This window comes from Paenibacillus polymyxa M1 (genome assembly GCF_000237325.1).
GTDB classification, from domain to species: Bacteria; Bacillota; Bacilli; order Paenibacillales; family Paenibacillaceae; genus Paenibacillus; species Paenibacillus polymyxa_C.
Genome location: NC_017542.1, coordinates 3,820,072 through 3,832,887, shown reverse-complemented (window position 1 = coordinate 3,832,887; position 12,816 = coordinate 3,820,072). Strand labels below are relative to the sequence as shown.

The window sequence follows — 12,816 nt, the reverse complement described above, 5'->3', positions numbered from 1 at the left end:
AATGAGTGAAGGAAATGCACAGTGGTTTCAGATCAGCAAGGCGGATGACGAACGGCGTATACCGTCCAGTGCTCAATTGCCGGATTTATTTGACGATCTATACGATGCTCACGGGCTGTTACCCTTCGCACTCGGCAATGACCCTGCTTCCTGTAAGCTGCTGGTCAAAAACTCCAACATCATACCGCAATGCATAGAGGCATACAAACGCAATATCGCTGGTTATGGTATTGCCCTAGAGTATTTGCCGGGCGAGAGTGATCAGACAGCCAAGGCCGAGTGGGATAAGGCTGAGAAGTTTCTTGAAACTTGCAATCTGGAGGATACCCCGGACGAAATCATTAGCCAGTTGATTGACGATTTGGAAAGTACGGGAATGGCTCATGTTGAGATAGCTTGGCCTGTGGGTTCTGAGTTCCCGACTATCTTCCGGATGAACCCGAAATATGTCCGCTGTACTAAGGAAAGTAATAAGGCGACTATCAAACGCAAGCGGCGTATCAGCTCCACAAAGCAAGTAGAGGAGTTTTCACAGGAGATTTACGCCCGACGTTATGCTATGAAGCGCAATACATCTGTCGTGTGGTTCCGACTGTTTGGGACGGAGGCAGATGAAGGTAAAGAGGAAAATCAGATCATCCCGCTTCGTATCGGTCATGATGGCCCTTATGGGGAGCCGCGCTGGTTTGGCAATGCGCCTGGTGTGGTCGGCAGCCGGGAAGCTGAGGAATTGAATGTGAATTACTTTAGCAACGGACGGATGCTGTCCATGCTCTTGACTGTTACCAATGGCAAGCTGACCAAGCAATCTCTGGAACTGCTTAAGAATGTGAGAGGTTCCAACTCACAGGGCGGCATTCTTTATTTGGAGGCAAAAGGAGAAGAGACAGGCGGCCCGATGGACGAAAAGGTTGAAAAAGTGCAGATCAAGCTGGATAAGTTGAATGACCTTCTACAGCAGGATGCCTTGTTCCTGGAATACGGGAAGGAAAAAAAAGCTGATATCCTGTCCGCTTTCCGTTTGCCGCCTATTTTGGTCGGTCAAAGCTCGGACTACAATCGGGCGACTGCAGATGCCGCGCTACGGTTTGCTGAGGAGCAGGTTTTTGAGCCATACCGCAAGTGGATTATGGCAGAGATATTTAATAAACGCCTGTTCCCGGCAATGGATATATTCCGAGTACGGGCTGTTTTGCGGGGACCGAAGATCATTGATCCCGCGGATCGCAAAGCTATGCTGGACTTTATCGCTGACCGGGGCATTATGCTGGTGCGGGATCTGATTCCGATTGCCGAGGATGTACTTGGCACAACGATTGATGAGACCAAGTTTAGCGAGGAATATCTGGATACGCCGATTGCGCAGCTTGCAGCCAGTCAGCCCACATTGCTTGAACCAGAGCCAGACACGGACACAGACGACATGCAAAATCGTATTGCTACAATTGCCAAACGCTTGTTAAAACAGGCTGACAAGGAGGCAGGCGTTCATGTGTGAGTCCTGTTGGGCGCTGATCGCCAAGGCAGACGACGATGAATTTTTAGACAGCTTAGAACTGTCGTATGTTGAACGCAAGGTGCTGGAAGAACTGTACAAGCAGGGCGAGGATCGCATAACTGAGATTCTGGAGCTACAGGGGCAAGCCCTTCATGATGCCATTTCGGAACTAAGCGAGGATGCCCTGGGTGATATCGGGGAGCTAGGTAAGGTGCTTATCGCTTTGCACACTACAGATGTGTTTGCGGAGCTGTTCGAGCAAGCCATACAGGAGGCTTTTGAACCGCTGTTTCATTTGGCCGGGGAAACAGAGCTGTCCGCGTTGGACAAGGAAAAGGTATGGAGCACTAGCAACAAGGCTGCTGGCCGTTTTACCAAGAAGCTTAAAAAGCTGGTTCCAGACATGAACAAAGCTTCTACGGATGTGTTGCTGCGTAGCTTCGGCAAAGCCATTGAGGAAGGGGCTACACCTTCCGAGCGGGCATTACTAGTGCAGGAGGTTAGTGCTCAAGCGGCCAGCGGGGAAGATGGCCCATTTAGTATGCAGCGTGCGCAGCGGGTATCACGTACCATGAGCACAGCAGCCGCCAACGGTGGCAAGTTGGAGGGCTGGAAGCAGTCGGAGATTGCCAAGGGAAAGAAATGGCGGTCTGCTGCTGGCACACGTACCCGCAAGAGCCATCGCAAGGCCAATGGTCAGGTGGTTCCGTTGGACGAACCGTTTAAAGTTGGTGACAGCAAACTGATGTATCCCGGCGATCCGTCCGGGGAGGCAAAGGAAATCGTAAACTGTCGCTGCACGTTGCAGTTGGTACTCAACTGATATTCATGAGGGGAGGTGAACAAACAAAATGGCGCGAGAACTGAAAAATGTGGATATTACCCACATTAGCTATGTGGACAAAGGAGCCAATAAAAAACGGTTTTTCCTTACAAAAGGCGAGAAGAAGCCCGATTTTGAAAAGCAAGTCCGCCTGATTACCAAGACCGATGATCCGAAGCAGCTAGTTTACGGCGTTGTATATGAACCTGACGCAGAGGATACGCACGGTGATATCATGACGGCCGATGAAATTGAAAAGGCTGTGCATGGTTTCATGTCCAATCTGGCTATTGCCAAAGGAGCAGTCATGGATACTCAACATGACTTTGATCCAGGTGTTGGCGATGTGGTCGAATGTTATGTTGCTCCTGTAGATTTTGAAATGGGAGAAGAGACGATCAAGAAAGGTTCTTGGGTGCTTGTTACCAAGGCAAGTGATGACATTTGGGAAAAGATTCAGAACGAGGAGGTGACTGGTTACTCTATGGCCGGAACCGCTGAAACAATTGAAAAGCAAAAAGAGCCTGCGGCCAAGTCTAACGACGAGGTAACAGGCTTTTTTAATCTCATGAAATCATTTTTTACAGGCGAGAAGATCGCCAAAGGCGCTGTTGCTGATAAGTACAACAAGGGCCGGCCGAGCCGTGAATTTTGGGCTGCACAGGATGCACTCAACACGGTTCTTTTTAATTGGGACAGTTGGAACAGTGGAATGGAAACCGATCCGGACGCGATCCGGGAAGCCTTACAGGATTTCGTTGATATTGCTCAAACCGTTTTGGTTCAAGAGGACATTATGAAGGCGATGGGAAAACCGCCTGAACAGATTACTAAAGCAGGGAAGAAGATTTCTGCCGACAATCTGAAACACATTGATGATGCCATTGCTTCATTGACCGAATTAAAAACAAAAACTGCTCCTGCTGAAGAAGCTGAGCCTAAGGAGGACGAAGATTTGAACACAGAAGATATTGCAAAGGCTGTACAAGCTGCCATAGCACCAATTGCCAAACAGGTAGAAGTCCTGTCGACGCAAGTTACTGAATTAAAGAAACAAGAAGGGGGAGATCCTGGGCAGCCAGCGGGAACAGAAGCACCTGCTGAACCGCAAGCAAACGCGCTGACTGATGCGATTACTAAGGCACTAGCACCGCTGACTGAGCAGGTCCAAGCGTTGGCTACTGACGTACAAGTTGTAAAGAACAGCCGTGGTGGTTCCGCTCAAGGTGGCTCTGGAGAAGACGAAATTCAAAAATCTGGCGGCGTAAGCTTCGGCGGCCTGCTTTAATACCAAGAAGGGAGACAAACAAATATGAGAACAAACGGACAAATCATCAAATCCACTATTACGAGCACGTTGGATCAAACCGCTCTGAATTACCAACAGGTGGACAAGTTTACTGAAATGGCTTATGAGTCTACGGAGTTTCTAAAGGGGATTCGCACGATTAATAAGCTCAGCTCTAAAGGTACAATTGACAAAATCGGTGTGACTGGTCGTAACCTGCGCAGCAAAAAAGAAAATATTATGGCTGACAATACGCCTACCCCAACATTACCGCAAGTTCCGTATGCTGTAGAGCCAGTTGTTTTGCCATTCGAAATCACTGAGGAATTTATCCGTCAGACAGCTCGTGTACGCGGTCAAAATGGTGAGGATATTATTATGGCAGCCATGACCAAAAACTATGGTGAAAATATGCAGGATATTGGATTTAACGGGGATACTGCTACGCCGAATACTGACCCAGATTATGCTTTCCTAAGTATGAATAACGGTTGGTTGAAGCATGCGAAGACCAAAGGTAATTACATTGATTGGACCACGTTGAAGGACCCTCAGAAAAAGGGTGTACTGTTTGAACTAGAACGTGCAATTCCAACTCGTCTGCGTACTGGTGGTGTATTCAAGTATTTTATGCACCCGAATACCTTTTCTAAGCGGCTTCAGGCTTTGGCTGAGAAGGACACCAGTGCATCCATTCAATTGCAAATTATGGGCGGAGTGAAGAAGGTGAACAGCTATGAGGTTGAGGAAGTAGCTCATATGCCAGAGGGAGCTATCATCTTTACGTACCAACAGAACTTTGTCTTGGTCAATACGTACGATATGCAGATTCGTAAAACTACCGAGGGCAGAGAGGCCATCTATGCAGACAAGCGTTTCTACGCTATCCATTCCGATTACGACTCTATCTTTGAAGAGCCGGGAGCGGTGGCATACGTCGAAGGGGTGGAATTTTAATGGCCTATATCACATATCGAGGAGAAAACACCTCTTTGATGCTTTACGGCATCCGCTTCCCGGCCAAAGTCCCGGTGCAGGTTGAACAAGGTGAGGTCGTTAAAAAGCTACGAGAACGCTCGGATTTTGATATCAAGGAAGAAAAGGTTATTCCGCTGGAAGACCTGACCCTCGTCCAACTTAAAGACAAGGCTAAGGCTGCCAACATTGAAGGATTCGGCAGCATGAACAAGTCTGATCTAATTGCTGCTTTACGTGGCGGTGGTAAGCCTTCCGATAATACGCCACCTGCAGATGATCCGTCGAAAACGGAAGGGGCTGACGGTAAAAGTGCTGACGCCAACAATCCTCCAACAGCGTAGCCGGGTAACCCCGATCCAAGAGGCACCGGCTGAGCTGCTACAGCAATACATTGATGACGCGCAAGTACGTATTGAATTGTATCTGCCAATTCCCTTCCCGGCCGAACCTGATAAGCAGATTATGCTGGCTTGGACCAAGCTGGCGGAGGGATTGGCATTGCAGGACAGCGAGGAGTATCTTGCATCCGTGGCGCGTAATTATGCGTCCGAGAGCGATGGAGCTTGGACGTACACCCGTCAGGCTGTAGAGGGGAAAACAACCGGCAATCCAGATGTGGATGCAATACTGTTCTTGTGGGTCAAGAAGCAAACGGGACCGGATGATGGTAACATCACCGCATACGTCCTATGAACCACCGTTTTAAAACGCCATTGGCCGTGTATCGTGTTGGTCAAAAGCGGGATGATGATGACCTGTTCGACGATCGGAAATCCGATAAGATAACTGACGTAAAATGCTTTGTCGTGACAACTACGACGGAAGCCAAAGCAGATTCTAAGCCGGTAATGTACATCGTCAAAAAGACGATAGGTATTCCGAAACAAGCTGACGTTAAACTAAGTGACGAAGTGGTGCTGCTAGGCCGCCGATACCTGGTGATCGACTCCATTCCGCGTCGTTACTGGCGCGAGCTGCTTGTAACATGTGAGGTGAAGGGAAATGACCGTGCATGATTTCGATGGACTGGCCCGACGGTTCCGTCGTATAGCTGATGAAGGGATGGAACGTATTTTGCGTAACATCGCGGAGGCAGCCGGGGAAACACTGCTCAATCTAATCATTGATGAAATTGACCGCCAGGGCTTGATCGACACGGGGGCCATGTGGCAGTCCTTTTCCCGTGGCGACAATAATAACGTGTGGGAATGGGATGTTGACCGCAACGCGATCACGTTGGAGCTTGGTTCCAATCTTCCTTATGCACAATTGGTCAATGATGGTTACACCATTGAGAAGAAACATTTTGTGCCGGGTTACTGGAATGGTGGCGGCTCATTTGTCTATGATCCGTCTGCCAAGACTGGGTTTATGGCAAAGCCGCGCAGCTTCATCGGCAGGCATTATTTTGATATTGCTGTGGAGCACCTTGAGGGGGGAATGAACCAACTCATCATGCGGCGGTTAGAGGTTGAGCTGGAAAGGATGTTACGCTGATGATGGATGTTGGTTTAAAAGCCTGGGCCGAAATCGTGCGACGGGTGTATCCTGAGCTTTCTATCTTGCGAGACCGGTCTAAATGGCTGGCGGGTGATTTTAAACTGCCTGCCGTGTTTATCGAGACGGATCTTGTTTCGGACAAGGTTCACACGCCGCGAGCTGATCTGATCATTGAAGATGTGGGGCTGGTGTTCCACTATGACAAGGAACGAGCGGACGAGCAGGACGAGGGGGAGCCTATACCGCTTGATCTTGACCCGTTGTTCCTCTACTTGCGGCAGCAACGGTTTAACGTAGCATCCAAGCGTTTTGGGGTTGTGCTGGTCATTGAGCCGCCACGAACCCGAAAAAAGGCCGATCAAGTAGAGGTTACCTTTAGGTACTCGTATTTGCTCAGTGTACCGAAGTCATTGGTCAATGACGATGGCAGCCCAATTCAGAAGATTAACAATTTTTATATCAGTCACAACGGGGAGGAATTTGACGCATGACTGACGATTTAAACAAACGAAATAAGCAGGAATGGATAGAGAGCGCAGCGATCTTGAAGGCAGAGCCTTACGAGATTGCGGGCGCTCTTTTTGATTGCGCTGCTGACGTCTTACTTTCGCGGGCAGAAGTGGAGCAAAGACTGGATGCGTATTTGCATCCGGTCAAGGAAGCCCCTGCTTCTGTGCCTGTTAAACCAGAAGTACCACAAGTGAAAAAAACAAAGGAGGAAACGCCAAATGACAATTCAGCGGGTTAGGCCCAGCGCGTACATTGAATTGCTAGTAAAGGCACGTTCTCGGGTTGTTCCAACAACTGGCCGCGTACTCATTCCCTATCAGGCCGAATGGGGCGCACCGAACCAAGCCGTAGATATGGCTAATGATTCGGAGCGCCTGAAGGAGTCCGGCAAGCTTGTTGATGTATTGGAGCTTGCTGCCGAAAGCGGGGCGACTGTTATCGGCTACCGGGTTACAAACGGGGAAGAAAAGGCTGCATCTGTCGCTGTTGCTGACAGCTACACTATTGAGGCACGTTATCCAGGAACACGAGGCAATGATTTGGAATACATGGTGCGTCCGGCTCTTATCGATGACACCAAGAAGGAGATCGTAATCCGCGACACCAAGGGCGTGTATGACACAGAAACGTATCTAGTTGCAGACAAGGCGGCTGCTGTGGAAGCTCTTAAAAAGTCCGCTATGGTCCGTTTTAAGGATACTGGCGCAGCAGCTCTTGCAGACGTGGCTTACACCAAACTGGATGGCGGTACAACTGGCACGGCCATATTGGCAGCGACCGACTGGAATCGTATCTTTAACCGGGTGTACGGCCTGACGTTCGATACTATTTACCTCTCCGCTGTTGATCCGGCTGTACAAGCTGCCGCCAAACAATGGCTGCTAGATCGTCGCGATAAGGGTCATAAGCTGGCGACGGTGGTTGTCGCTGGCCCGGCAGCTACGGACGGCGACATTGAGGCGCACAACGCACGTTCACGGGCCATGAATGCCCGTTATGTAATTAACTGCTCGTTGGCTGGTGAACACACCAACGGCAAGACCTACACATCCGTCGAATGGGCTGCATGGGTGGCTGGGCTGGTTGCGGGTACACCTGCCAATAAGTCATTTACGGGTGTTGAAGTGCCTATGACATTGGCGAAAGTGGACTGGAGTCACACTGAGGCACTAAAAGGACTGGCAGAAGGAACGCTGATGGCTACACGAGATGGGTACAAATACATTATCGAATCTGCTATTAACACTCTGACCACGATCGGATCAAATGAGCGTGAGGACTTTGGGAAGATTCGCGTTTCCGCTACGATTGACCAAGTAATGAACGATATCTACGAAGCGGGCAAGCGTTGGAAGGCCAAACTGGATAACGACAAAGAAGGCCGGGGCATGTTTATTGCTGCTGTGTTGGAATATCTCAAAATTCGTGCTCAGCAGAAGGCCATTGCAGACAAATTCAGTTTTGCAGAAAACCCTGATAAGACAAGTGAAAATGATTATGCATATTTCAAGCTTGGGGCCAAGCCATTGGATGCTATCGAAATTTTCTATACTGACTGGGAGGTGGAATAATAGATGGAACGCGAACTTATTGGACGAAATCTCTCCCTCCAAGATGACAACGGCGAGGACATTCATACTGTCAAGGAAGTTGAAGTTAAGCTGACTACGGAAACATTGGATATTGTCAGAGCACGCCGTATGACGAAAACAAAGCAATTGACGGGTTACGAAATCCCGGTCAAAATCGTCATGTCCAAATTAGAATCACGGCTGCGCTACCGTTTGTTAGAAGATTTTAAAGCGGGTAAGACCATGTTTTTAGCACGTATTACAGGCGGTCTTGAAGACCGGATCACTGGCAACACAGAGAAAGTATTGATTACTGGTGTTCACATTCACGGAGAAATGGACATCCTGATTGCCAAAATTGATGATAACAACGGCATCGATATTACTTTGGAGGGCACGGCGACGGACTTCGATTTTGTCGAAAAATTCCCGGATTATATGTGGGAGTAAGAGGGCGGTTTAATTAGCTCTCTTTTTGTTTTTTTAAAATACAACCAATATGGAGGAAATAACAATGAGCAGCCAACAAAGCCAAGATCGCTTGCAGAAATACTTAGCTAAAGCCAAAGAAGGACAAAAGGACGACATCATTACGGTACAAGCCGATGGCGAAGACTGGTCTGTAAAACGTCTGAAAACATTAGACGTACGTCGGTCATATGATCTTGCTCTTGATGAGGATGGTAATTATAAGTCGCCTTATTTTAACGAAATCGACGTGATGATTGTCAAGGCGACAGAGCATGAGTTTGATTGGAATAACAAAGATTTGATGTTGGCGTACGGAGCTACCAGCAAATTTGAATTGCCACCACGTATTTTAGACAACACGGACGATTATGCTGTACTCAGTAAGGCTGTTCGAAATTTCAAAGAAACTCAGGATTCTCTTCTCAATGATGCAAAAAACTCATCCGGCGAGACGGAGAAGCAAGCTGGATAGCTCACTTTTGGGTCAACCAGAAAAAACTGCCTTCTGAGGTCTTGCCGTATGAAGTAGACGAACAGCGCCAGTATTATTTTTGCCTGGCTGCGTCGATGATCGCTGAGGAAGAAATGGCACGTCTAAATAGAAAATAGCCATGTCGAAACAGGAAGGGGGTGGGAACAATAGCAACTACGTCAGTTACGGTGCCATTTGAGGCACGGGATATGATAACCGGCGCTGTCCGAAATATGCGGCGTATGCTTCAGGGCGCTCACGATGATCTGATGAATTTTCGCCGGGCATCGGGCAGCATGTTTGATGATTTTGTATCCGGTAGCCGCCGGGCGAGGGAATCTGCGGACGATCTAGGCAGACGGATTAATGGCGCGTCCGATGAAGTACGGCGTATGAATCAGATCCACCTGGACGATATCTTTCGTCGTGCACGTGCTGGAGCTGATGATCTTAGGCGTTCTGCTGATCGTGCAGACGCGGATATCCGCAGCATTCGTGATGCTAATGTGAAATTACGTGCTGAGGATTCTATAAGTCCAGTCGTTGACCAGGTATCTGACAAGATTTCAGCCTTGGCAGCTTTGGCGGGCGGGATTATGCTCGGTAGCGGTGTGAGTGATTCTATGTTTGGAGGCGTGTCCGATTACAGCCGTGAGGCGGCGCGAAGTGCAGCTTACATGCCCGAGAACATTCGTCAGCAGAGTCTTAATACGGTGGATGACTTGGTTAAAAAGGCCATTATTCCAGATCGTATAGAAGGAACCCGGCTACTTGCCGATGCAGCTCCTCTAGTACAGGACAAATCCAAGATGAGTGACTTCGTAAGTGCGTCTGCTAAAATCCAGTACATTCGCCCGGATGCCGGAGCTGAGGAAGTACAGCGGGCGCTGTCTCAAACGTCGAACAGTTTTAAAGAATCCTACAGTCAAGTCGCTGATAGCATGATGTATGCTTATAAGGAGGTAGGTGACAAGCAGCAGGATCTGTTCGATACGTTTTGGGAGTACAGTCCATACTTTGCAAGCAGCGGCACCGATTCAGCGCAAATGGCAAATTTTTTAACGAAAACTGTCCAGAATGGCGCATTTAACTTCGACAAGCCTGCCGACTTTTTCAAAGAGACGTTTGGTGTCAAAGCTCTGAATACAGGGGATATGGCGAATTACTTTATCAGTCGTGGGGCAGGGAAGGATGAAGCCCAACGCCAGGCGTCGGCTTTTACTGACGACATTAATTCAGGTGACAAACAGCGTGCGCAAGGAGCCATTGCAGCATTAGTCGGGGATTTGGCCACTCAAACCAGAAGTCAGCTAAAACAGTCTCTTGTCACTCTAGGTTCTGGCGCTGGTGAAGACAATGCTGATTCCATCCTGAAGACGTTCGGCACAGCGTTTCAAAAAGCACCAAACATGAAGGGCACCACTGATAATTTGCTTCGTAAGCAGCAAACTGCTGACCCAATGACGGAAATGAAGCAAACTCGTGCTGAAATGAGCTTGCAGATGCAAGAGATTGGAACCAATATTGCTCAGGCAGCCCTCCCAGCGATGAAAGAATTTAACGCCTTGTTAGTGCAGAATAAGGACAACATTCAGGCGCTTGGTACTGGAATAACCAGTGCGATAACCGTAGCGACTAGCTTCTATAAAGATCATTTTAAAGCCATAAATACTGCCTTAATCGGGTTGGCTGCTGTACTGGTAGCTAAAAAATTATGGGCCTTTGCACAAGGAGTAAAGAAGTTCAACGATGATCTTTCAACTGCCGCTAAATGGGTAGGAGAGAAGGGAAAAGCGGGGGCAAATGCCACAGGCAGAGGAGTCAAAGCCGGTTGGAATTGGATTCGACGGAAACCTCCTGAACCTCCAGCTCCACCACCTGAAGAAACCCCAGCCCAACGAGCTGCCCGAATACGGGAGCGGATGGGCGGACGCGGTATTAGACGCCAATTGAGTGGAAACCGTAACCCTGTCGATGATCGTATTGGCGGTTTACGCTCTATCGCTTCCATGACTGTTAACGCTACGAAAGTCTATATAAATGGCTCTGTGTCTGGTGGCGGAGACGGCGGGGCAGGTGATGGTGGTGGCGATGGGGGCGACCAAGACAGAGATCGCCGCCGTAGACGAAACCGTCGTGGAGGGCGTAGGGGAGCGGGAGGCGGTGGCGGTAGACGACGTATACGTATTAATGGTCCCCGTCCCACTCCACCAAATCCACCTAACCCGAACCCAAGCCCAAGGGGATCGCGTGACAATCCTTATCGTATTCGTCGTCCAGCTCCACCAAATCCACCGCCACCACCGAGTCCGCCATCTGGCGGTGGCCGTCTGCGAGGTTTCCTGAAAGGAGCAGGCAAAGCGGCTAAAGTTGGCGGTATCGTTGGTACGGTTGCAAGCGTAGCAGCCGGTGCATATGACCTCTACCAAGCATCCAAGGATAAGGGATTGCGTGAGGCTGTATCTACGCAAGGCGGCGCGATGGTTGGCGGCGTGGCTGGTGGTGCTATTGGCGGGGCTTTAGGGTCTGCTCTTGGACCACTCGGCACAATGGCCGGTGCATACATCGGAAACATTGTCGGTGAAAAGATCGGGAAATTTGCCGATGAAAGCGGATTGACCCGGAAAGTGGTGGATGGTGCGGTTGGAATCTTTAATTCTGCCAAGGATACCTGGACTGGCGTGAAGAACTGGTTCACGGGCGACAAGAAGGAAGAGAAGCCCGGCCCCCCTCCTGAAGCAAAAATTACGATCAACAATCTGACTGAGCAGAAGCAGAAGCGTCTTCAGCAGATTGGCGACGATGTGCGCAAAAGCATAGTCGATAAAGGTCTTAAAGAGGGACTAAAAACCGTTGCTGAGCAACCAGAAGTTAAGCAGCGCCTTAATGCACTTAAAAATGCGTGGGGTGTTGTCTGGAAAATGGGTGACAGCAGCAAAGCCCAGAAAAGTATTAAAGATGTAGGAACCGCTTCTAAGAGCAGCGCGGATGAGGTGGCCAAAGGGGCAGCAAAAAATAAACAGAGTTTTAATAGTGTCAGCGCTGCGGCGAAATCGGCTGTTGATAAGACGAGGCAGTATCTGTTCTCACTTAAAAACGTTTCTAGCCAAGGCAATAGCTGGGGAAGTGATCTAATGTCCCATTTTATTGCTGGTATGCGCGGCCAGTTCCCCACGTTATCTTCCGTTGTCAGCAGTGTTGCTGTAACCTTGAAAAAATTAAAGGATGCGAAAGATGCCAATTCTGGAGGTGGTGGAGGCGGTGGTACTACACCAACACCTAAGCCACGTCCTTACGCCCGCGGTGGTTATATCAACCGTCCACACGTCGGCTTGGTCGGCGAAGCTGGTCCGGAAATGATCATTCCGCTGTCAGCCAGCCGCCGCAGTCGGGGCCGCGAGCTTTGGGAACGAGCTGGAATAATCATGGGTGTACGTCCTTATGCAAACGGCGGCCAAGTCGGACGGCCAAGCCTGATAGGTGCGTCCAGTATGATGCCAATGGCACAGATGCTTAATCCATCAGCTTCGACTGCCCCGAAGTCTGTCAGCATTGAGAATATTAATATTGATTTTGGTGAACTCGCGAAAGGAATAACCAACTTTGTAGAGTTTGCAAAAATGCTTAGTAGTCCGCAAGGTCGAGCTCTGATCCGCAAGGTGGTTGGCGAAGAGGTATTGAAAGCATTAGAGAATGGAGGATAAG

Annotated in this window: 14 protein-coding genes; all 14 read left to right on the top strand. The window is 49.3% G+C overall.

All coding sequences use genetic code 11. The features are described 5' to 3' along the window. Position 1 precedes the first annotated feature (1 nt). The 14 genes from PPM_RS17125 (at position 2) to PPM_RS17060 (ending at position 12,815) form a co-directional block, all read left to right on the top strand. Complete coding sequence (locus PPM_RS17125) at positions 2–1,498, top strand: phage portal protein (protein ID WP_013372018.1); 1,497 nt, start codon at positions 2–4, stop codon at positions 1,496–1,498. Next, on the top strand, positions 1,491–2,321 hold the full coding sequence (locus PPM_RS17120; RefSeq protein WP_013372017.1) for a phage minor head protein: 831 nt from the start codon (positions 1,491–1,493) through the stop codon (positions 2,319–2,321). Before PPM_RS17125 ends, PPM_RS17120 begins: the two co-directional genes overlap by 8 nt. A gap of 28 nt (positions 2,322–2,349) precedes the next feature. Next, positions 2,350–3,609 carry an XkdF-like putative serine protease domain-containing protein gene (locus PPM_RS17115; RefSeq protein WP_013372016.1) on the top strand — a complete coding sequence of 420 codons (1,260 nt, stop codon included), beginning with the start codon at positions 2,350–2,352 and terminating at the stop codon, positions 3,607–3,609. Positions 3,610–3,633: 24 nt separating this feature from the next. Continuing rightward, entirely contained in the window at positions 3,634–4,566 is a 933-nt protein-coding gene (locus PPM_RS17110; RefSeq protein WP_013372015.1) for a P2 family phage major capsid protein, read from the top strand. After that, positions 4,566–4,928, top strand: coding sequence for a Rho termination factor N-terminal domain-containing protein (locus tag PPM_RS17105; RefSeq protein WP_016324537.1), 363 nt, complete (start codon positions 4,566–4,568; stop codon positions 4,926–4,928). Before PPM_RS17110 ends, PPM_RS17105 begins: the two co-directional genes overlap by 1 nt. Further along, positions 4,897–5,280, top strand: a complete 384-nt coding sequence (locus PPM_RS17100) for a DUF3199 family protein (protein WP_013372013.1) — start codon at positions 4,897–4,899, stop codon at positions 5,278–5,280. The genes PPM_RS17105 and PPM_RS17100 overlap by 32 nt, the downstream gene beginning before the upstream one ends. Continuing rightward, positions 5,277–5,603, top strand: coding sequence for a hypothetical protein (locus PPM_RS17095; protein WP_016324536.1), 327 nt, complete (start codon positions 5,277–5,279; stop codon positions 5,601–5,603). Before PPM_RS17100 ends, PPM_RS17095 begins: the two co-directional genes overlap by 4 nt. After that, complete coding sequence (locus PPM_RS17090) at positions 5,590–6,084, top strand: HK97 gp10 family phage protein (RefSeq protein WP_013372011.1); 495 nt, start codon at positions 5,590–5,592, stop codon at positions 6,082–6,084. Before PPM_RS17095 ends, PPM_RS17090 begins: the two co-directional genes overlap by 14 nt. After that, positions 6,084–6,578: a hypothetical protein gene (locus PPM_RS17085; RefSeq protein ID WP_013372010.1), complete on the top strand. Its 495-nt coding sequence runs from the start codon at positions 6,084–6,086 to the stop codon at positions 6,576–6,578. The genes PPM_RS17090 and PPM_RS17085 overlap by 1 nt, the downstream gene beginning before the upstream one ends. Further along, positions 6,575–6,835, top strand: a complete 261-nt coding sequence (locus PPM_RS17080) for a hypothetical protein (protein ID WP_013372009.1) — start codon at positions 6,575–6,577, stop codon at positions 6,833–6,835. Before PPM_RS17085 ends, PPM_RS17080 begins: the two co-directional genes overlap by 4 nt. Further along, a complete protein-coding gene (locus tag PPM_RS17075) occupies positions 6,816–8,168 on the top strand; it encodes a phage tail sheath subtilisin-like domain-containing protein (RefSeq protein WP_013372008.1) in 1,353 nt (450 codons plus the stop codon). The genes PPM_RS17080 and PPM_RS17075 overlap by 20 nt, the downstream gene beginning before the upstream one ends. Before the next feature lie 3 nt (positions 8,169–8,171). Continuing rightward, positions 8,172–8,618, top strand: coding sequence for a phage tail tube protein (locus tag PPM_RS17070; protein ID WP_013372007.1), 447 nt, complete (start codon positions 8,172–8,174; stop codon positions 8,616–8,618). Positions 8,619–8,682: 64 nt separating this feature from the next. After that, entirely contained in the window at positions 8,683–9,111 is a 429-nt protein-coding gene (locus tag PPM_RS17065) for a hypothetical protein (protein WP_013372006.1), read from the top strand. A gap of 158 nt (positions 9,112–9,269) precedes the next feature. Continuing rightward, a complete protein-coding gene (locus tag PPM_RS17060) occupies positions 9,270–12,815 on the top strand; it encodes a tail tape measure protein (protein WP_228392864.1) in 3,546 nt (1,181 codons plus the stop codon). Position 12,816 lies beyond the last annotated feature (1 nt).

What these genes read in the sequence shown, in the direction of transcription:
- PPM_RS17115 (WP_013372016.1), top strand. Translation starts at nt 2,350, where the DNA reads ATGGCGCGAGAACTGAAAAATGTGGATATTACCCACATTAGCTATGTG.
- PPM_RS17065 (WP_013372006.1), top strand. Translation starts at nt 8,683, where the DNA reads ATGAGCAGCCAACAAAGCCAAGATCGCTTGCAGAAATACTTAGCTAAA.
- PPM_RS17110 (WP_013372015.1), top strand. Translation starts at nt 3,634, where the DNA reads ATGAGAACAAACGGACAAATCATCAAATCCACTATTACGAGCACGTTG.
- PPM_RS17075 (WP_013372008.1), top strand. Translation starts at nt 6,816, where the DNA reads ATGACAATTCAGCGGGTTAGGCCCAGCGCGTACATTGAATTGCTAGTA.
- PPM_RS17120 (WP_013372017.1), top strand. Translation starts at nt 1,491, where the DNA reads ATGTGTGAGTCCTGTTGGGCGCTGATCGCCAAGGCAGACGACGATGAA.
- PPM_RS17080 (WP_013372009.1), top strand. Translation starts at nt 6,575, where the DNA reads ATGACTGACGATTTAAACAAACGAAATAAGCAGGAATGGATAGAGAGC.
- PPM_RS17090 (WP_013372011.1), top strand. Translation starts at nt 5,590, where the DNA reads ATGACCGTGCATGATTTCGATGGACTGGCCCGACGGTTCCGTCGTATA.
- PPM_RS17085 (WP_013372010.1), top strand. Translation starts at nt 6,084, where the DNA reads ATGATGGATGTTGGTTTAAAAGCCTGGGCCGAAATCGTGCGACGGGTG.
- PPM_RS17070 (WP_013372007.1), top strand. Translation starts at nt 8,172, where the DNA reads ATGGAACGCGAACTTATTGGACGAAATCTCTCCCTCCAAGATGACAAC.
- PPM_RS17105 (WP_016324537.1), top strand. Translation starts at nt 4,566, where the DNA reads ATGGCCTATATCACATATCGAGGAGAAAACACCTCTTTGATGCTTTAC.
- PPM_RS17095 (WP_016324536.1), top strand. Translation starts at nt 5,277, where the DNA reads ATGAACCACCGTTTTAAAACGCCATTGGCCGTGTATCGTGTTGGTCAA.
- PPM_RS17125 (WP_013372018.1), top strand. Translation starts at nt 2, where the DNA reads ATGAGTGAAGGAAATGCACAGTGGTTTCAGATCAGCAAGGCGGATGAC.